Annotated in this window: 16 protein-coding genes and 1 tRNA gene; 1 reads left to right on the forward strand and 16 read right to left on the reverse strand. The window is 68.5% G+C overall.

Annotated elements, in window-relative coordinates; genetic code table 11:
* Positions 1-23 precede the first annotated feature (23 nt).
* The 3 genes from E3T19_RS19195 to E3T19_RS16030 form a co-directional block, all read right to left on the reverse strand.
* Entirely contained in the window at positions 24-1,001 is a 978-nt protein-coding gene (locus E3T19_RS19195; RefSeq protein ID WP_134479672.1) for a ribose-phosphate diphosphokinase, read from the reverse strand.
* The gene (gene glmU / locus E3T19_RS19200) at positions 1,002-2,459 is read right to left on the reverse strand and encodes a bifunctional UDP-N-acetylglucosamine diphosphorylase/glucosamine-1-phosphate N-acetyltransferase GlmU (RefSeq protein ID WP_198415067.1); all 1,458 of its coding nucleotides are present in this window, start codon (positions 2,457-2,459) and stop codon (positions 1,002-1,004) included.
* Positions 2,460-2,462: 3 nt separating this feature from the next.
* Positions 2,463-2,534, reverse strand: a tRNA-Gln gene (locus tag E3T19_RS16030).
* A gap of 104 nt (positions 2,535-2,638) precedes the next feature.
* On the opposite strand from E3T19_RS16030, the gene E3T19_RS16035 reads away from it, so the two are divergent.
* A complete protein-coding gene (locus tag E3T19_RS16035; protein ID WP_088456734.1) occupies positions 2,639-3,130 on the forward strand; it encodes a MarR family winged helix-turn-helix transcriptional regulator in 492 nt (163 codons plus the stop codon).
* A 12-nt stretch (positions 3,131-3,142) separates the two neighbouring features.
* Here the strand turns inward: E3T19_RS16035 and E3T19_RS16040 are convergent, their stop codons facing one another.
* From E3T19_RS16040 to E3T19_RS16095, 13 genes are all read right to left on the reverse strand, one after another.
* A complete protein-coding gene (locus E3T19_RS16040) occupies positions 3,143-4,111 on the reverse strand; it encodes a phosphate ABC transporter ATP-binding protein (RefSeq protein WP_241980308.1) in 969 nt (322 codons plus the stop codon).
* Positions 4,112-4,129: 18 nt separating this feature from the next.
* Complete coding sequence (locus E3T19_RS16045) at positions 4,130-5,005, reverse strand: sortase (RefSeq protein WP_103461594.1); 876 nt, start codon at positions 5,003-5,005, stop codon at positions 4,130-4,132.
* 140 nt (positions 5,006-5,145) lie between these two features.
* The gene (locus E3T19_RS16050) at positions 5,146-5,886 is read right to left on the reverse strand and encodes a hypothetical protein (protein ID WP_134409335.1); all 741 of its coding nucleotides are present in this window, start codon (positions 5,884-5,886) and stop codon (positions 5,146-5,148) included.
* A gap of 130 nt (positions 5,887-6,016) precedes the next feature.
* Positions 6,017-7,075, reverse strand: coding sequence for a WxL protein peptidoglycan domain-containing protein (locus tag E3T19_RS16055; RefSeq protein ID WP_166788905.1), 1,059 nt, complete (start codon positions 7,073-7,075; stop codon positions 6,017-6,019).
* Positions 7,076-7,166: 91 nt separating this feature from the next.
* Complete coding sequence (locus E3T19_RS16060) at positions 7,167-8,258, reverse strand: WxL domain-containing protein (protein WP_166788906.1); 1,092 nt, start codon at positions 8,256-8,258, stop codon at positions 7,167-7,169.
* Between the two features lie 36 nt (positions 8,259-8,294).
* A complete protein-coding gene (locus tag E3T19_RS16065) occupies positions 8,295-9,401 on the reverse strand; it encodes a hypothetical protein (RefSeq protein WP_088456739.1) in 1,107 nt (368 codons plus the stop codon).
* A 110-nt stretch (positions 9,402-9,511) separates the two neighbouring features.
* Positions 9,512-12,109, reverse strand: coding sequence for a hypothetical protein (locus E3T19_RS16070; RefSeq protein ID WP_134409336.1), 2,598 nt, complete (start codon positions 12,107-12,109; stop codon positions 9,512-9,514).
* Positions 12,106-13,749: a phosphate ABC transporter substrate-binding protein PstS gene (gene pstS / locus E3T19_RS16075; RefSeq protein WP_241980310.1), complete on the reverse strand. Its 1,644-nt coding sequence runs from the start codon at positions 13,747-13,749 to the stop codon at positions 12,106-12,108. Before pstS ends, E3T19_RS16070 begins: the two co-directional genes overlap by 4 nt.
* The gene (pstA, locus tag E3T19_RS16080) at positions 13,746-14,996 is read right to left on the reverse strand and encodes a phosphate ABC transporter permease PstA (protein ID WP_134409337.1); all 1,251 of its coding nucleotides are present in this window, start codon (positions 14,994-14,996) and stop codon (positions 13,746-13,748) included. The genes pstS and pstA overlap by 4 nt, the downstream gene beginning before the upstream one ends.
* Positions 14,997-14,998: 2 nt before the next feature.
* The gene (pstC, locus tag E3T19_RS16085; protein WP_088456742.1) at positions 14,999-16,039 is read right to left on the reverse strand and encodes a phosphate ABC transporter permease subunit PstC; all 1,041 of its coding nucleotides are present in this window, start codon (positions 16,037-16,039) and stop codon (positions 14,999-15,001) included.
* A 164-nt stretch (positions 16,040-16,203) separates the two neighbouring features.
* Entirely contained in the window at positions 16,204-18,006 is a 1,803-nt protein-coding gene (locus E3T19_RS16090; RefSeq protein WP_166788907.1) for a PASTA domain-containing protein, read from the reverse strand.
* Positions 18,003-18,821 (reverse strand): lytic transglycosylase domain-containing protein, encoded by an 819-nt coding sequence (locus tag E3T19_RS19130; RefSeq protein WP_166788908.1) that lies wholly within the window; start codon positions 18,819-18,821, stop codon positions 18,003-18,005. Before E3T19_RS19130 ends, E3T19_RS16090 begins: the two co-directional genes overlap by 4 nt.
* Complete coding sequence (locus E3T19_RS16095; protein WP_134409338.1) at positions 18,818-19,372, reverse strand: hypothetical protein; 555 nt, start codon at positions 19,370-19,372, stop codon at positions 18,818-18,820. Before E3T19_RS16095 ends, E3T19_RS19130 begins: the two co-directional genes overlap by 4 nt.
* Positions 19,373-19,471 lie beyond the last annotated feature (99 nt).

Genomic DNA, 19,471 nt, shown 5'->3' on the forward strand with positions numbered 1-19,471 from the left:
CGCGAACGTGCTGAGTGCGAGCCTTACGCGGCGCCCTCGAACATCGATGTGACGGATCCCTCGTCGAAGACCTCGTGGATGGCGCGCGCCAGCAGGGGCGCGATCGGCAGCACGGTCAGCGTCGGGAAACGCTTGTCCTCGGGGATCGGCAGGGTATCGGTGACGACGACTTCCTGGATGGCGTCGTTCTGCAGCAGCTCGAGCGCGGGCGGGCTGAAGACGGCGTGCGTGGCGGCGACGACGACACCGATGGCGCCGGCGGCCATGAGCGCCTCCGCGGCCTGCACGATGGTGCGGCCGGTGTCGATCAGGTCGTCGACGATCAGGCAGACCCGACCCTTGACCTCTCCGACGATCTCGTGAACGGTGATCTGGTTGGGCACCAGGGGGTCGCGGCGCTTGTGGATGATGGCCAGCGGGGCGCCGAGCTTGTCGCTCCAGATGTCGGCGACGCGCACGCGGCCCATGTCCGGCGACACGATGGTAAGGGTGGACGGGTCCAGCTTGGCCCGGAAGTGCTCGAGCAGCACCGGCATGGCGAAGAGGTGGTCGACGGGGCCGTCGAAGAAGCCCTGGATCTGGGCGGCGTGCAGGTCGACCGACATGATGCGGTCGGCGCCGGCCACCTTGAACAGGTCGGCGACGAGGCGGGCGGAGATCGGCTCGCGACCGCGACCCTTCTTGTCCTGACGGGCGTACGGGTAGAACGGGGCGACCACGGTGATCCGCTTGGCCGACGCACGCTTGAGCGCATCCACCATGATCAGCTGTTCCATCAACCACTCGTTGATGGGGTTGGTGTGCGACTGGATGACGAACGCGTCGGCACCGCGCACACTCTCGTCGAACCTGGCGTAGATCTCGCCGTTGGCGAAGGTACGCGCGTCGGTGGGGATCAGCTCCGAACCAAGTTCTGCGGCGATGTCGATCGCGAGTTGTGGGTGCGCTCGCCCCGAGATGAGCACCAATTTCTTCTCGCCGCTGCTCTTGATTCCAGGCACCTAGTCTCCGCTCTGTGACGCGGCTGTCGCCGCATCTGTTCCCGGCCGGTTGGTCTCTACCCAACCGACCATATTGCGTTGCGGAGCCACGTTGATCGCGAGCGCCCCGGCCTGCACGTCCTTACGGACCACAGTTCCGGCGCCCGTGTAGGCTCCGTCACCGATTCTAATCGGCGCGACGAACACGTTGTGCGACCCGGTGCGCACATGGGACCCGATCACCGACGGGTTCTTGGTCACGCCGTCGTAGTTCGCAAAGATCGTGCCTGCGCCGATGTTGGAGTGCACCCCGACCGTGGCGTCGCCCACGTAGCTGAGGTGCGGCACCTTGCTGCCCTCGCCGATGACGGCGTTCTTGGTCTCCACGAAGGTGCCGATCTTGCCGTCGGCGCCGAGCCAGGTGCCCGGCCGCAGGTAGGCGAATGGGCCGACGGTGGCGCCGGCGCCGATCACCGCGAGAGTGCCGTCGGTGCGCTTGACCGTGGCCCCTTCGCCGATCTCGCAGTCGAGCAGGGTGGTGTCCGGGCCGACGATCGCTCCGGTGGCCACCGTGGTGGAACCGAGGATCTGGGTGCCCGGCAAGAGGGTCACGTCATTCGCGAGCGTGGCCTTGAGGTCGATCCAGGTGGTGGCCGGGTCCTGCACGGTCACACCGGCCAGCTGCCAGCCCCGCACGATGACGGCGTTGAGCTTGGCGGCGGTGTCGCTGAGCTGGGCCCTGTCGTTGATGCCTGCGACGAGCCAGGCATCCGCCACCGGCACGGCGCGCACCTCCGACCCGGCGGCGCGCAGCAGACCGATCACGTCGGTGAGGTACTTCTCGCCCTGTACGTTGTCGGTGGTGAGTCTGGCCAGCTGGTCGCGCAGTTCGGACAGGCCGAAGATGTACACGCCGGCGTTGATCTCGTCGACGGCGCGTTCGTCGTCGTTGGCGTCCTTGTGTTCCACGATCCGGTCGAAGCCGCCGTCGTCGCTGCGGATGATGCGGCCGTAGCCGGTGACGTCGGTCGGGAACGCCGACAGCACGGTGGCGGACACCTCCGCGCGTTCCCGGTGCGCCTCGATGAAGTTCGCCAGGGTCGCGGCGTTCAGCAGCGGCACGTCACCGCTGATCACGAGCACGTCACCGTCGAAGTCGGCGGGCAGCGCGGCGACGGCCTGCTCCACGGCGCGACCGGTTCCGGGGATCTCGTCCTGATCGACGAGCAGGCTCTCCGGCAGGTCGAAGGCGACGAGCTCGGCCAGGCGCTCACGCTCGTGCCGGAGCACCGTGATCACGTGCGCGGCATCCAGGGCACGGGCCGTGGCCAGCACATGGCTGATGATCGGCAGTCCGGCGAGCGGATGCATGAGCTTGGGCAGGCTGGACTTCATGCGGGTGCCCTGGCCGGCGGCCAGCACGATGATAGCGAGGCGGGAATCGGTCACTGTGGTCCTCTCAACTGTGCTCTCACACATGAGCTCCGCCGCCAGGACTCGAACCTAGACCTAACAGCTCCAAAGGCTGTCGTGCTGCCATTACACCACGGCGGATTGCATCGGCTCGGGGCCGGGCAACGGAGTCAAGTCTGCCAGATGCGCGGACGCCCCGCGTCATCCGCGGTTTCCGGGGTCGACGAAAACCGGATAATGGACGGATGCCTGCTCATGACGAAGTCGACCGGATCGTTGATGCCTGGTTGCGGGAGCGCCCCGACCTGGATTTCGCGCCGCTTCAGGTGTTCTCCCGCGTCGCCCGGCTGAGCAAGCATCTGGACCGTGCCCGCCGCACCGCGTTCTCGCGGTCGGAGCTGGACTCCTGGGAATTCGACGTGCTGTCGGCGCTCCGCCGGGCCGGCGCCCCGTTCGAGCTGAGCCCGAAGCTGCTGCTGCAGCAGACCCTGGTGTCCAGCGGAACCATGACCAACCGTATCGACAGGCTGGTCGAACGGGGCCTGGTCACCCGCCGCACCGACCCCAACGATGGCCGCGGCATCTTTGTGGGCATGACCGCCGGCGGATTGACCCGGGTGGATGCCGCGATCACCCGTCTGGTAGACGCCGAGGCCGCCCTTCTGGCCAGCCTGCCCTCAGCAGACCAGGAGCGCCTCGCCGCCCTCCTGCGCAAGCTCAGTCTCGACTTCGATTGAGCGTCACGCCGGCTATCCGAACCGGCCGTTGACGTAGTCCGCCGTGCGGCTGTCGATCGGGTCGCCGAACATCAGGTCGGTCGGCCCGTGCTCGACGATCCCGCCGGGGGTGCCCTGGGCGGCGAGGAAGAACGCGCAGTTCTGGGAGACCCGCTGGGCCTGCTGCATGTTGTGGGTGACGATGACGATAGTGACCTCGTGGGCCAGCTCGAGCATGGTCTCCTCGATCACCCGGGTCGACGTGGGGTCCAGGGCCGAGCACGGTTCGTCCATCAGCAGGATCCGAGGCGTCACCGCGAGGGACCGGGCAATACACAGACGCTGCTGCTGCCCGCCGGACAGCCCGCCGCCGGGGGCACGCAACCGGTCCCGAACCTCGGTCCACAGCCCGGCCTTGGTCAGGCAGCTCTCGACCAGATAGTCCTTCTCGTCGTTCGAGGCACGGACGCCGGTGAGGGTGAGCCCGGCAATGACGTTGTCGTAGATCGACATGGCCGGGAACGGGTTGGGCTTCTGGAAAACCATGCCAATGTGCTTACGGGCGTCGACGAGTTTGCGTTCCGGATCGTAAATGTCCTCTCCGTCGAGCAGCACCTCGCCGGCCAGGCTCGCTGACGGCACGAGCTCGTGCATCCGGTTCAGGATGCGCAGGAATGTCGACTTTCCGCAGCCGGATGGGCCGATCAGGGAGGTGATGACGCCCGCCGGCATGGTCAGGTTCACCCTGTCGAGCACCTGCCGCTCGCCGAACCAGGCCGACACGTTGCGCCCCTCCAGGGTGGCCAACGGTCGCGGCTCCACCGCGATGGGCAGCCCGACGGTCGGGGTTCGTGTGCCCATGCGGGCCGGAAAGGCGAAGCCGCGGGACCGCCGCGCCCGACGGTCTGGCTGAGCCCGGTCGGCCGGGTGAGCGGGGCGAGGGGCCGTCGTCACGGCCGGCAGCACCTGCGTCAGCTCGGCATCCTGGGTGGACTGGGTCATGAGGACTCGTTTCGTTCGCTAGAGCAGGTTGGGGAGGAGCCGAACGGCCTGGTCGGCGACGAAAAGCCCACCGACTGCCACGACCGGGATGAAAACCGTCCAGGCCTTCTGCAGGCCGACGCGGCGGAAGGACCAGATCATCGCCAGTTCAATCAGGAGGAAGAATTGGAGAGCGAAGGCCAGCGCCCACACCGTCGTGGTGTCCGTTGCCAGTTCCTTGTGCGACGCCGGCAGGGTGACATAGCTGGTCTGGCGGATGCCCGCCGGCTGTGTCTCGCTCGTCAGAACGGCATCCACCCTGGCCACGCCGCCCGGCACGAAGGCCGCCCCGCGCGCGGTCTCCAGGATCAGACGGCTCTCCCCCGCGGCCAGCGGGGTCGGTGCTGGATCTCCGGCGTAGCGCACCCCGATCACTTCGAAGGTCTGCTCGCCCTGGCCGGTCAGCACGGTGAACACCTGGCCGGGCGCCAGTTCCTGGATGCGCGCGAACGGCCCGCCGTACGCGGCGGCCCGGCCCATGACCACGCTGATGCCGGCCTGGCCGGGCAGCACAGTGTCGCGGCGGTGCCCGGGACCCAGGCGGGTGGTCCCGGAATCGGAGCCCTCGACAATAACCTCGTGCACACCGAGCGAGGGGATGTCGATGATCGCGAGCGGGGCGCCGTCGGCCAGGAGCACCTTGTCGACGGTTCCCTCGCTCACCGGCGCCGTTCCCTGGGCCAGTTCCACCCGCAGCGTGTCGGTGAGCTGCTGCTGGGAGACGAGGTGCTGCAGGTTTCCCAGCACCGTGAGGTTGGCGAGGAAGCCGAAGATCAACGCCGCGACAATCGCCAGGATGGTGCGCAGCAGCAGGTCAGCCGGGGTGAGGACCAGCACGGTCGGCGGTGCCGGCATGCGGCGCGGGGGTTTCGGCGGCTGGCGCGGGCGCCATCCCTTGGGCGGCTGCGATCCGACGGGCGTTGGAGCGTCAGGCTGTTCGTAGGACGGCTCAGGAGCCCGGCCCGGCTTCCAGCCGCGCGGCGGCCTGGTCAGGGTCACGATGCGGTTTCCGCGACGCTGACGGGAAAGAGCCTCTTGGTGAGGAACGCATAGCGAGCGGCGACGGACAGGCCGACGACCAGACTGGCGACCAGCAGTACGAAGTATGGCGGAACCAGAAGCAGTGCGTCCCGGGTGACCGGTGTCATCGCGGTGCCGTCGACACTGTCCGGCGGTGTCAGGGTCACGTGGCTGTTGAAGACGCTCCACTGGCTCACATCGGTGAAGGTCGTGGTGACGGTGCGGGTTTCACCACCGGCCAGGTCGGTGAGCGAGGCGTCATTCGCGGCACGGATTTGTAGGCCGACGGCGTTGTCCACCCAGAACCGGAGGGACGAGCTGATCGGATTGTCGGTGAGGTTTTTCACCGTGAACGTGAGCACGATGTCCCCGCCGTCGGGACCCGCGGTCGGGTGTGCGGTCGCGGTGAGCCCGCTCACGGCGAGGACGCCGGCCATGACGACGGGGTCCGTTCCCAGCGCCTCCGTGGCCGCGGAGCCCACCGGGGTCACCTGCGTAGTCGGGGAGGTGACGGGCGCGGCGGGCCTGGTGCTCGCCCGAGTCGTGGCTGCCGGGCTGGGTGCTGAGGTGGAGCCGAGGACGCTGACCGTGAGGCTCACCCCATCCGGGTCTTCGTTCGCCTGGGCGCTGACGGCGAGTCCCATCAGGCCGATCACGGGCACCAGCGCGCAGAGCGCCACGATCAGGAGGTGACGCACGGTGTGGGAGATGAGCACAGTCAAGTTAGTCTGGTCCGGTTTTCTCTGAGCTGTTGGGCGAGCAAACTACAAGCAAACGCGCGGGGAAGAAATGGCGGCGCACGCTCGAATGATCTGCCTCGGAATGGATGAGATCTGGAAGTAGCGGCTAGGCCGTGGCTTCCTCGCGGGCTTTGCGGCGGGCCTCGGCCTCTGTGTAGGCGATCCAGGCCGTGGCGCGAGCCGAATCCCTGGAACGACTCAGTCGCACGACGAGCAGGACGAACCCGGCAAGGACCAGCACGATCACGAAGGCCCACGGCACAACGAACAGATCGCTGCTGCGCTGGGCGGAGGGCAGGAGCCCTGGCGGCAGGGCATCTTCGTCGACAGTGGCTGCGAGGGAGACCTGCGGGTTGAGGTAGATCCATGGGCCCACTCCCGGCACGACGATGGTGACGGTGCGGGAGCTGCCGGGGAGCATCTCGGGGATCGGCGTCCGGGTCAGGTCCGACAGCGGGATGCCGAAGATGCCGCGCACCTGGGCGACGGTGTTGGCGCCCAGCGAGACGTTTCCGGTGTTCTGCAGGCTGATGGTGAGTGATGTTTCGCCGGCGAACGGATTCAGCTCACCGCGGTAGGACGAGGAGATGCTGCTGATGGTGAGACCGGGCTGGAGTTCCCCCTTCACCCTGGCGTAGAGCCGGATGGCGACCCGGCGGTCCACCGTCACCTGGCCGGCCGGGGAGAGGGCAGAGACGATGATGCCGCCGGCGTGGTCGCCGGGCTGGGCGTCGGCGGGCACGGTGACCGTGAACGGGATGATCTGCGAGCCGCCGGGTTCCAGCGTGACCTCGACCTTGTTCGCGCCGTTGTCGAAGCTGACCCAGTGCCCGACATCGACGGTCTCCACCCCGCCGTCGAGCAGGGAAAAGCTGCCGTCTTCAGCGTTGAAGGCGTCGGTGGCGTAGACGGTGACGGCCTGCGCGGTGGTGCCGGTGTTCTGCACCAGGTATTCGTCTGCCACCTGCTGGCCGGGGTCGACCTGATAGCTGTAGCGCGAACGGGTCTGGTCGACGCTGCCGTTGGCCGCCGGGGATCCGGCGATACCGTCTGAGTCATCCGCCCAGGCGCCGGCGGCACCGAGGCCCACGGTCAGTCCCAGGGTGACGAGCAAACCCGACGAGACGAGGGCGAGGCGGCGGGAGCGGGTGCGGCGGTTAGTCACGGTCGGCGATCTCTTTTCTGGCGGAAGGTACGGGGTGAGGAGGGGAGGGACGGCGTCAGACACCGCCCCTCCCCCGTCATTCAGGTGCTGATTACTTCGAGACGACCGTCAGGGTCATGGTCGACGTGTAGGTACCCGCCGCCTTCGCCTGGGGAGCGACAAAGGTCAGTCCGGCGTTCAACACGCTGGCGCCGACGGTGCTGCCTGCCGCCGCCGCGGCGAAAGCCGCCGGGTAGGAGGCGGAACCGGCGACCTGCGCGGCGGCGGCGGTGACACCAGTCGCCGTGGTGCCCGTCGCGGTGACCGACGGTGCAACGCCGAGCTGGGTCTTGCCGATGATGCTGGTTGTGTCCGCGGAGTTCACGAAGTCAGCGACATTGGCGGTCAGGTCCCAGCCGTTGAGGGTCAGAACACGACCGTCGTTCACCGTGACGGCACCGAGGGTACCGGTGGTGGTCGACTTGTTGTCCACCAGCGACGGGGTGCCGAAGGTCGCCGCGGCGCCCGCCGGAACCGTCAGCGCCAGCACGCCGTTGGTGGCACCGACGACAGTCGGTGCCAGGGCGATCGTGCCGGAGGTGCCCTCAGGGGCAGGGTCGGTCGGGTCGGTCGGGTCGGTCGGGTCGGTCGGCGTGGCGTCTGCGACCGCCGCAGCGCGCCAGACACCGGTGCCGGCGTCGACCGTGATGGTGCGGTAGAACGCGCCCACGACGGTGACGTCGTTGTTGATGGTGCAGGCCACGCCGAGGCTGTATGTTCCGCCGGCAGCCTTGGCCGCGGCCTGGCCGGGAAGACCGTTGATCAATCCCTCAGGCATGAGCGGAGCCAGCAGCACCGACAGGTCGAGGGAGGGGTCGAATCCACCCGGGGAGAAGGCCGTCCAGTTGAGCACGGTGCGCTCCTGGCCGACCGGGGAGAGGAACTGCTGGGCGCCTTCAGAGCCGACCGGGCAGAACAGCGGTTCGCTGGGGTCTGTGGCGGAGTTGGAGGACACGGCGGATTCGTCCCACGCGAACGGCGAGCCGGCGGGGATCAGTTCGCCGGTTGCGCCGTCGTAGAGGTACATGGGTCCGTCGGAGCCGTTGGTCTGCGGGGCGGCCTGGGCCGCCGTCGCTGCACCGGCTACGAGGGCCAGGGACATCAGGCCGGCTGCTGCGATGCTGGCTTTTCTGCTGATCTTCATTGTCATATTCCTTTTGTGAATGTGCGCGGGTGCGGGCTAGGCAGTTTTGAGAACGCGGAAGGCGGTGGTGTTGGACGGGGCGAGCATGCCGAACTTCTTCTTGACCGCGCCCGGCTGGTTGGCCAGAACCGAGGCGGTGTTGGTGAGGCTGGTGACCTTGGTCGGGTCGACCAGGCCGGCAAGCTTGGCGTCGTACTTCGCGTTGGTCGGGTCGACCCGCGCGAATTCGACAACCAGGTAGGTGTCGCGGCCCCAGGTGCCGTTGCTGTAGTAGGAAGCGTTGGGAACCATGGCGGTTCCGGTGCCGGTGACCGGCGCGACGCCGGAGACGAGGGAGCCCAGGGTGCCGCTGCCGCGCTTGTCGTAGCTGGCGCCGGTGTTCATGGCGATCCAGCGCGAGACGGCCATCGGCATGACGGACTCGGCCGTCAGGGTGGTCGCGTCGTGCTCCTGGCCCTCAACGACACAGCCACCCTCCGCGACCGTCAGCATGCTGGCCTCGGTGACGCCGATCTTGCTGATGAAGTCCTTGCGGGTTCCCGATCCGGCCTGCGGAATGATCGGGGTGACGGTGACGCCGCCGATCTTGAATCCGGCCGAGCACTCATAGAGGCTCTTCATCTGGGTGGCGGTGATCGAGCCGATGCCGCTGGCCGAGCCCTGGTAGGCGTAGGCGATGGCGTCGCGGGCGAACGGCACATACAGCAGCTCACCGTTCGCGTTACTCGTGCCGGCGCTGGACGAGCGGGCGATGTCGACCTGGCCGGTGATGGTCACGTTGGCCGGTCCGCCGGCGGTGCCAGAGGTGTATGCGGCGCCGTCGATGGAGCGGCTGAGCGCCTTGACGCCGTCGCCGGAGCCGTTGGGCCGGCCGAGACGAACGCCGGAAGACTTGGTGGTGATGTAGGGCGTTCCGGTGGCGTCGAACGAGCCGAGCGTCGAACCGGATGCGGTGGTACGCACGGTGGATCCGGTGATTCGAGTGCCGTTGGCCAGTGCGCCGACAACGTCTTCGAGGGTGTCGGATCCGACGATGGAATAGCTATTGGAGACGGGCTCGGCGTATGCCGGTGCAGCGAGGGCAATTCCAGACAGGGTGACGCCGACAGTCGCGCAGAGCGCAATAGCCTTCTTCGAAATCACGGTGATGCCTTTCGGATGTGATGCAAGGAACGGAGTCCGGGCGGATCCGTTTGTCCCGACGTGCGCGCCCTGGGCGTGTGCCCGGGGTCGAACCGCCAAGCTGTGGCGCATCAGAGCCGCTTTCGTCTGAGGCGCGAAATCATGGGGACAGCCCCTGCGGCTACCAGGCCGGAGAGAAGTCCGGCCGGAACCGCCATGGCCACGGGGCCGACGACGGGGTCGTCGGGAGTCTTCGACCCCAGCAGCGGCCCGGCCACGGTTCCGGTGGCCGTGGGGTCGGTGGCCGCCGCGACAGTCGCCGCAGCGGCGGCAACGGCTCCCGTCACACTGGCTGCTGCGGGCACCGCCGCCGGCTTGGTGACCGGCACCGTCACAGCAGCGGCAGGGGCAGGGGCGGGGGTCGGCTTGGTATTGGGGCTGATGCCCTTCTCGATGGCCGTGGCTGCGACGAGCGCCTGGTCGATCCAGGGCTGAGGCATGGGCGCATACCCGGCGGGCAACTGGCCGAGCGCGGTGCCCGGCTTCTGGCCGTCCGTGGCCGCGTACCGAATCAGATTCGCGAACTTCGCCCGCAGGGTGGCGTCCGTCTGCAACGGATTCAGCGCGGCGTAGATCGGCATGGTCAGCGGGTACGCGGTGGTGGCGCCCTCTGCGGCGGCGGTGGCCGGGTCGAATTCCAGGACCTTCGCCTGCTGGCTGGTCGGAGTCATGGCCGCGGCGGCGGCGAGGAGCGCTTCGCTGGTCGGGGCCACGAAGGAACCGGCCGGATTGCGCAGCGAGGCAGTGACGTTCTGGTACCGGGCAGCGGAGGCAGCGGTGCTCAGGCCGATCACACCCTGCTCGCCGACCAGGCTGCGAGCCGTTTTCAGGTACTTCGGTGGTGTGCTGGTTTGGTCCCAGCCACCGAGCTGCTGACCGTCACCGCGCAGGGTGAGGTAGGCGCCGTTCTCGAAGTCGGAGGTGTAGGGCCGCCAGGTCACGAGGTTCACCGGGCCGACCCCATTCGAGCCGGTCGTAGCCGGCTTCTCCACCGGGTCGGCCTTGGGGAAATTGTCCCTGGGCAGAGTGAAGCCCGCGCCGGTCGGGTTGATGCCGGCGTTGGTCGAATACCACGGGTTGACGATCATGCCCCACTCGTCCGGGGTGCCGTCCAGGAAGGCCACGGCGTCGGCATCCGCCATCACGTACCGCCACAGTTGGGTGGCGAGGTCCGACCGGCCGGACGGCGCCATCGAATCGGACAACGAGGCGCTGTTGAGGTCCTGGGCAGCCCACTCGGCGTCGTTGATCTCGAGGAACTCGGGGTCGCTGGTGATGTTGCGGGCGTTGTCGCCCTGGTGCGCGTAGTCGATGTAGTTGATGTGGGTGAGGTCGGCGCCCGGCGGCAACGCAGAGATGTAGGACGCCGTGAGCAGCTTGGCGATCAGGCGAGGGGTCAGGTTGAGGGAAGTGAAGGCCTGGGTTTCCCGGTCCTTGTACTCCTGGCTGATGCCCTCGACCGGTTTGACCCGGCGGTCGATGGCGAAGGACACGGTGACCCCCGAGATTCCGACCGGGGCGTATTGCAGCGGATCGGCCACGGTCGTGCTGGCCGGGAAAGAAGTCAGCGCGAGCGGGCTCGGCGCGGTGCCGCTCGCCTTGGCGAGCACGTCTGCCTCGTTGCCCGTGCTCAGCACGAACGCGGATCCGGTCGCGCCGGAACAGAGGTTCGGTTGCCAGGACGAGATGGCACCGGCCACGAGCGCGCTGCCGCCGAGCTGGGCCTCCGCACTGCCGATCTCGCAACGGACCCCGACGGGCTTGAAGTCCAGCTTGACCGCGACGTGGTGCTGCCAGGCATCCCAGAACAGACCGGGCCGGACGATCTCGTTGGTGCCTGAATCTCCCACGGGGCGGGGAATGACGACCAGCCAGCAGGATTTGCCGCTGGTCACGCCGTCCGCCACCTCCGGCTCACCGCAGCCGAGACCGGGAGACTGCATGGTGGTCTGCACCTCGAACTTGGCCGAGCCGGTACCGGTGTCGTCTGAACCGGCCCATTTGACCTCGTTGGAGGTGTACTCGGTGAAGTACTCGTTCTTGTTCACATCGACGGTGGTGTCGTGCACCAGCACGCCGTCCTTCTCGATCACCGAGGCCACGATGGCGCCGTTGCGGGGCTGGAAGGGGATCGACGTGTATGGCGGCACGGCGAACCCGGAGCCGGCCGAGGTGTATTGCTCGTCCTCCGGCGCGATGTTCGGCGCCACATCCGGCTTGTCCGGGTCAGGGGCGACGTTGGCGTTGACGTTGGCGTCGCGGCCCGCATTGGGGAAGGCGCCGTATTGGCAGGTGGTGCGGTCGGGGTGCCCGGGGTGGTCCTTGTCTTCGCCCCAGCACTGCGCGATCTGCAGGAAGTTCTCTCCGCCGACGTTGCCCTGTGGCCGCACCGACTTCTTGCCGCCGGTCCAGCTCACCAGGATGCCCTCGGACACGAGGTCGGTGGTTTTGGAGACGGTCACGGCGAGATCGGGAAAAGGTGCCCCGTCCGGGTCGAGCTCGTAGTCAGCGGAGGTCACGGTGACGGCACTTGAGTTGTCGGCCACGGCGGGGACGGGGGCCAGTGAGGTGAGCGCGGCAACGCCGACGCCGACCAGAAGGCCCACGACGATGCCGCCGGCACCGGCTCGGGTCCAGAGCGAGGTTTTCACGGTTGCGTGGCGGCTCATTTGAGGCCGCCCTTGCCACCGCGCGGCGCCAGGCGTCGCCAGAAGACCGGCGGCAGCACTGCCGCCGCCACCAGGAGGGTCGCGGCCAGGAGCATCAAGGATTGCTGTGTCCCCCAGCCTTCGTCGGCCAGTGCGAAGGGCGTGGCCACGGCAGCACCGGCCAGGGTCGACCCGGCTGCCCCGCCGGAGATCAGGGCGCCGTTTGCGTCGTACACCGCCGCGGCACCCGTCGAGGCGGCGGCAGCGCCGCCGGTCGCGGCGGCCGCCGCCGCGGCGGTCTCCGTGGTTCCACCGGTGGCGCTTCCGCCGGTTCCCGAGCCGGAGACCGGGGTCTCCGCCGGGGCGCCGGCGGTCCCGGTGGTGCACTGGTTGGGACCCACCTTGTCGCAGTCCTGCGGTTGCGCGGCGGTGAGGGCGAGCTGGTTGCTGGAGGGTGAATCCCCGGGTTTGAAGGTGGGGTTGTTGCACTTATTGATGTCCACACCCGACGTGTCCGCCCCCGGGATGCGCTTGATCTGGTCGAACCCGGCCAGCACCAGGTTCATGGGAAGCGGCGAGTAGCCCAAATCGGCGGCCTGCTGCTGGCCCTCGCAGAGCATGTAATTCGCGAACGCGCCCAGGGTGAAGCCCTTACTGGCCGAGAAGACGCCGCCGACCTCCGTGGGAACGATCATGTACGAGTAACTCGACAGTGGGTAGGTTCGTGCGTCGGCGCTGTTGTACACCCCGTCCAAGATCTGAGTGAGGTAGTTCGGACCGGGGGTCTGGTCGATTTGGGCTGTCGTCAGGGCAACGGCCACCGAAGAGGCAGTGGGCTCGACGTAGTAGCCGGCCTGGTTGAGCACCTTGGCCACGGGAAAGCCGGACTCGAGGGCGTACGAGTACTCGACGTAGGTGATGGCGCCTTCGCCGTAGTCCTGGCTGACGTAGCCGGCCACCCCTGAGGACAGGCTCTGGGCCTTGGCGTTGCCGAAGGTGGGGTACTGGGAGGTCAGCCCGCAGGGTGTTGGACGGTTGACCGAGGTGCAGAATGCGTTCCACAGGTCGGGGTGCTGCTTGGACATCCAGAGGGTGAACTGGGCGGTGGAGCCGGAGCCGTCGGAGCGGACAACCGGCACGATGCCCTTGTCTGGCATGGCCAGGCCGGGGTTGTCAGCCTGGATGGCCGGGTCGTTCCAGTTGGTGATGACGCCGGTGAAGATCTTGGTGACGACCTCGCCGCTCAGCCGCAGGTTGGATACTCGCACCCCGTTGATCTTGAGGTTGTACATGAAGGAGGTGCCTCCAGCCACGATGGGCATGTACGCGTATCCCCTGGTCGGTACTTCTGGTGCCGTACCGTTTTCCGGGGCGAGCTGGAAGGGGACCTCGCTCACAGCGAAGTGGACGACGCCGGCGATGAAGTCGCTGCGACCGGTCGAAGAACCGCCGCCGTTGTAGTTCACGGTCATCCCGTAGTTCGACGCCACGTTGGTGCGCCACTGGTCGAGGGCGTTCTGCGACCAGGTCGAGCCGCTGCCCGAGATCGGGTCGTAGCTGACAGCCTGCGCCGGCAGGGCGCCGGTCAGGCTCACGATCACGACGGCGCTGAGTGCGAACAGGGCGTGGATTGCACGAATCCACCGGGTTTTCGGCGTCACGAGGACGACTCCTTCTTCTTTGGGGCAGGCGGGAGCGGGGCAGGCTGGTGCGGATGGCGGAGGTCGCCCCGGATCGTGATGCGCTGCAGGTCACGCAACGAGGCCGCCACCACCCGCTGCTGTTGGCGGCGCGACAGGTCGCCCGGGCCGCGCCCACCGATCAGCCTGGCGATGGCGAACAGGGCGAGCACCAGCAGGATCAGAACCGCCGCCGCCCCGAAGCCGCGGGCGATCATGTTGGGCTCAGGTGACTTGACGAAGTCGAACACCTGAAGCGGCAGCGAGATCATCGGGCCCTCGAACGGGTTGAGGTTGACGACCGCGGTCACGCCGCTGGTGAGCAGGACCGGGCTGGTCTCACCGATTCCCCGTGCGGTGCCCAGGATCACGGCCGTGGCCAGCCCGGGCCGGGCCGTGGGCAGCACAACGTGCCAGATGGTGCGCCACCGGGTTGACCCCAGGGCATATGCGGCCTCGCGCAGGTTGCCGGCCACCAGGCGCAGCACGATGTCGGAGGCCCGGATGACGATGGGCAGCATCATCACCGTGATCGCCATCGCTGCGGCAAAACCCGACCGCTGGTGGGTGATCAGTACGATGATCGCCGAGTAGACGAAGAGGCCGGCCACGATCGAGGGCAGCGCGGTCATGGCATCCGAAATCGTGCGCACGAACCGGGCGAACCGGCCGCCGACCTCGTTGAGGAAGAGCGCGGTGAGGATGCCCAGCGGAACCGTGATGATCAGCGCCATGCCGATCTGCATCAGGGTGCCGACGATGGCGTGCAGGATGCCACCGACGTCGAGTCCGTCGAGGGGCCCGGCCATCTCCATGCTCTCGGTGAAGAAGTTGAGGTGGGGCAGCGCCTCCTGCCCGCGCACCAGGGTGAAGGCCACGACGAAGACCAGGGCGCCGAAGAGCACAACACCGGCGCTGGAGAGCAACACGGCCATCACCCGGTCCTTCACCTCCTGGAAGTCAGCCGTGAAGCTCACCAGCAGGGCGTAGAAGCCGATGAAGGAGAGGAAGGCGACAATCGTCCATCCAATGCCCCCGGACAGCGGCGTGACCCAACCGAAGATCAGGGTGGCAAGGGCCATGGCCGCGGCGGCGGCGCCCAACACGTTGAAGCGGTCGCCCACCCGCGCCGAGCGCACCCGGCGGCGTTGGCCGATCGCGATTCCGTCGGGTGACGGGATGTGGGTGCTGCGCGCAGCCGGCGTCAGGGTGGTCTCTGTCAGTGTCATGGTCAGTCGCTCTCTGCCCCTGAGCGGGACCTGGCCACAATGGAGGAGGCTGTGAAGTTGATGACCAGGGTCAGCAGGAACAGCACCAGACCGGCCGCCATCAGCGCGGAGAGGCCGAACGCGCTCGATTCGCCGTAGCGCAGGGCGATGAGCGCCGACACCGAATTGCTACCGGTCTTGAGCAGCTGCCAGTTGATGGTGAAGATCGGCGAGATGATCATGTAGACGGCGATGGTCTCGCCCAGGGCCCGGCCGAGGCCGAGCATGGTGCCGCCGATGATTCCGCCGCGTCCGAAGGGAAGAACGACGGCCTGGATCATGCCCCAGCGGGTCGACCCGAGGGCGAACGCCGCCTCGCGTTCCCCGATCGGGGCCTGGGAGAAGGCCTCGCGCATGACCGAAGTCTGGGTGGGCACCACCATCAGCCCGACGACGATGCCGGCGATGAACGCCGAGGAGGTGAAGGCGCTGGCGTCGGTGAGGGCATCGCCGGACGCATCCGAGACCCTGAAGAACGGGATCCAGCCGAAGTAGGTCGAGATCCAGCTGGCCACCGGGATGACGTTGGCTTGCAGGAAGAAGACTCCCCAGAGCCCGAAGACCACGCTCGGCACGGCGGCCATCAGGTCGACGAGGGTGACCAGGGTGGACCGCAACCGGCCCTGGGCGACCTCGGAGATGAGCAGCGCGGTGCCCAGCGCGAGCGGCACCGCGACACACATGGCGATGAGGGCGATCGTGATGGTGCCGAAGAGCACAGAGGCGATGCCGAAGGACTGGGACTCCGGTGACCATTCCTGTTCGGTGAGGAACGAGAAGCCCGCGACGCCGAGGGCGTCAGAGGCCCGGATCGAGAGGAAGACCCCCACGGCGAGCATGATCGCGACGGTGATGCCACCGGCGGCGAACGCCACCGAACGAAACACGGAGTCCGACACCGACGGCCGGGACACCAGCGTGCGCCGACGTTCCTTCTCGAAGGGGAACGCTTCGGTGTCCGGCGCGGGGCGCGCAGACAGAGAAGCATTGATCGTGCGTGGCATGGGTGTCCTCGGGAGCGACAGGGGGGAAAACGTGGGCAGGGCCGTGCGGGCCGGGTAAGCGGCCGCACGTCCGAAACATATGTTTGGGTTGCCGGGTGAATTCGCGGAGTCGGTTTCGCTACCGAGCCATGGACACGGTGTGTTGACTTGGCGCCGGTCGACGCTCAGGGCGACGGAGCCGGCGGTGCGCTGTCCGTGGGCGTGTTGCTCGGGCCCGGCGACGACGACGGCGTGGGCGTCGGATGGACCGGGGCCGCGGCGGCCACGGTGATCGTCACGCTCGTTCCGAGGCGCAGCACCGCTGCCGTGTCCGGATGGCTCGCGAGCACCGTGCCAGGCACCGTATCCCCGTCGACGCGGGTCTCGACGACGGCGACGAATCCCGCGTTCTGCAGCGCAGCCACAGCCTCAGCCGAGGCAAGCCCGACGGTGGCGGGAACGCTGTTCGAGCCGGACGCCACCACCAGGTTGACGGTGTCCCCCGCGTTCAGCCACGACCCTGGCCCCGGCTCAAGGGCGAGAACGGTGTCGCCGGTCCGTACCGAATCCGCCGGTGTCAGGCTGCCCAGACGGAGACCGGCGGCCTCGAGGGCAGCGCGGGCCTCGCCGAGCGGCATGATGGTGAGCTCGGGCACCTGGACCGATGGGGATGGGGCATCGACCGGCGCTGGGGGTGCCGTCGACATGTCGGTGCTGACCTCCGCAGCGGTCGCCGATGGCGTGCTGCTCACGGCCACGAACGACCGGGCAGAACCGCCGGCGGCCGCCACCCAGCCTGCCGCGATCACCCCCGCGACGAGCACCAGGGCGACCCAGCCGCCCGCCTTCCCTCCGCCCGGTCGCCGGGGTCCGGGCCGAGGCACGGCGGGCGATCCGGCCGCGGAACCGGTGACCGACCCGGCCGTCGCCCCACCCGGCGGACGTTGCGCGGTGCGCGGCAGCACGGTGGTGCGGCCGGGATCGATGACGGCGTGGGGCAGCCCGTCAACCAGGCGGTCGAACCGGCGAGTGCGGTCGTCGCCGAAACCGGTATCGGCTGGCGCGGGCGGCGTCAGGGCCAGAATGGCGTTCCGCATCTCAGCCGCGGAGGCGAATCTGTCCTCCCGGTGCTTGAGCAGCGCCCGCACCACGATCCGGTCGACGCCCCGAGGGATGCCGGCCCGTGCCACCGACGGAACCGGTGGCGGTGCGAGCGCGTGGGCGCGCATCACCGCGGCCACGGTGTCGCGGACATAGGGCGCCTCCCCGGTCAGCGCGAAGTACAACACCCCGCCCAGCTGGTAGAGGTCACCGCGCTCGTCGACGGGAATACCGGCGGCCTGCTCGGGTGAGAGGTAGTTGACACTGCCCAGCACGCCCACGGGCCGGTCCGCGTCGGCATCCGGATCGTGGCCGTCTGCCGGTTCGCTGCCCAGCACGTCCGACCCGACCGCCACCCGGCCGGCCGCATCCGCCAGGCCGAAGTCGAGCAGTCGTACGCCAGCTATATGGAGTCGGCCATCGCCGCCGGGTGCGATCATGATGTTCGCCGGTGATACGTCGCGGTGGATCAGCCCGGCGGCGTGGGCTGCGGCCAGCGCCTGCAGCACGGCTAGAGCGACCGTGAGGGCATCCGGGACCGGCAGCGGGCCGGTGCGGCCGACGTGCTCGGCGAGGCTCTCGCCCGGTGCGAGATCCAGGGCGATCCAGGCGAGCGGCTCGGCGGCATCGTCGTGCACGCCCACGTCGAGGACAGCCACGATGTTCGGGTGCCGGACCGAGGCCGCCGCACGGGCCTCCCGGAAAAACGCCTCCCGGAGCCTCGGGGAGCTGGACAACACCGGATGCAGGATCTTGAGCGCGATGGTGTCGCCGGAACGGGTGTCGACTGCGGCGAAAACCGACGCGGATCCGCCCGTGCCGAGCAGCGCGCCCAGCCTGTAGCGCTCGGAGATCAGGCCGGCGACCGGGCCGGACAGCCGGTTCACGGCATCCGCGCTGCGTAGCCGTTCGCCGCCACGGCGACGGAATCGACGTAGCTCTCGACGTGGTTGTACGAGTAGACGGCCGCCCGCCAGGCCGTCGCGGCCGAGAGGTCGCCCGAGTCGCAGAGGTACCGGCCGGTCGCCAGCGCGGCGTCGTCGATCTGTTGGGGGTCGGCGGTTCCGTCGCCATTGCCGTCCGCACCCCACCGGTCCCAAGTGGCCGGGATGAATTGGAGCGGGCCGACGGCACGGTCGAACTCGGTATTGGCGTCCCAGCGGCCGGCGTCGGTGTCGACGAAGACGTCGTAACCGGACCCATCCAGCAGCGGCCCGTAGATCCCCGGCGCCGCGACGCCGTCGGCGCCGATCGCTGAGCCGTCGTGGCTGCCGTGGTCGGATTCGATCGATCCCAGCGCCGCGAGGGTAGTCCAGCCCAGGCGACAGTCGGGCTGTTCGTTAGCCAGCCGCAGTGCTGCGCCCGCGTACCCGAGCAGAGCCCGGTGCGGGATGCCGGTGGCCGATGCCGCCGCCCTGGCCCAGTCCCCCGACACCAGGCCGGCAGCGGGGACTCCGACCAGGACGGAAGTGCCGACGGCCACGTTCTCCGGCTGGCTGACGGGTTCCGTTGGCGCCGGGGCAGGCAGCAATACTGCCGGCGCAGCTGCACTGCTCGACTCGACCGCACTGCTCGACCAAGCCGTCCGGGACGCCCCTGGACCTCCCACCGATTCCAGCAGGGCTCCCCCCACCAGCCAGGCCGTCAGGACCAGGAACAGGCCGAGGGGCACCCAGTCGGCCCAACGCCCGCGGGCGCTCACCAGACGCCGGTCAGTTCTGCGTCGCCACGGGGCCGGCGGGAACGGCGGGCTCCGGGCTCGACCATTCGCCGAGGATCAGCCGTCACCACTGCGCTGCGCAAGGCGGCCAGAGCGCCCGCGCAGGCATCCCGGCTGGCCGACGTCGTTCCGTACCACCGTCCACTCGTCATCACGGCGACGTCGTCGACGGTCACAACCCAGCCGTGGGTTCCGGATACCGGCCCGGTCACGGCGCGCATGGCCATCCGGTCGACCCCCAGCTGCAACACGAGCACGTGCGCCCGAGCCGTGGCGAAGGACGAATACACGGAGGAACTGCGCCCCAACTCCCGGCTGTTCGACGCGAGAAGACGCCAGATCCCGGAGTGTGCCGACCAGGACCCGTCGGTGGCCACCGTGCCGCGCGCGCCGCCGCGGCGTGGAACCGGCACGATGCGGGCAAGCCCGACCTCGCCCGATTGCAGGTGTTGCCTAAACGACAGCCAACCCTGCAATCGGGGGTCAGCGGCCGAGCTGAAGGCGCAAAAGATCACGCTGGCGCTCGTTGACACGCTGCTCCTCGAAACCCTGGATTGACTCGGTACGAGGACAAACCCAGCGGGTGTCGGTGATGACAACGCTGACGTGGCCGGCCTCAGCGAGAACATTCG

Source organism: Cryobacterium sp. TMT4-31, assembly GCF_004403385.1.
Taxonomy (GTDB): Bacteria; Actinomycetota; Actinomycetes; order Actinomycetales; family Microbacteriaceae; genus Cryobacterium; species Cryobacterium zongtaii.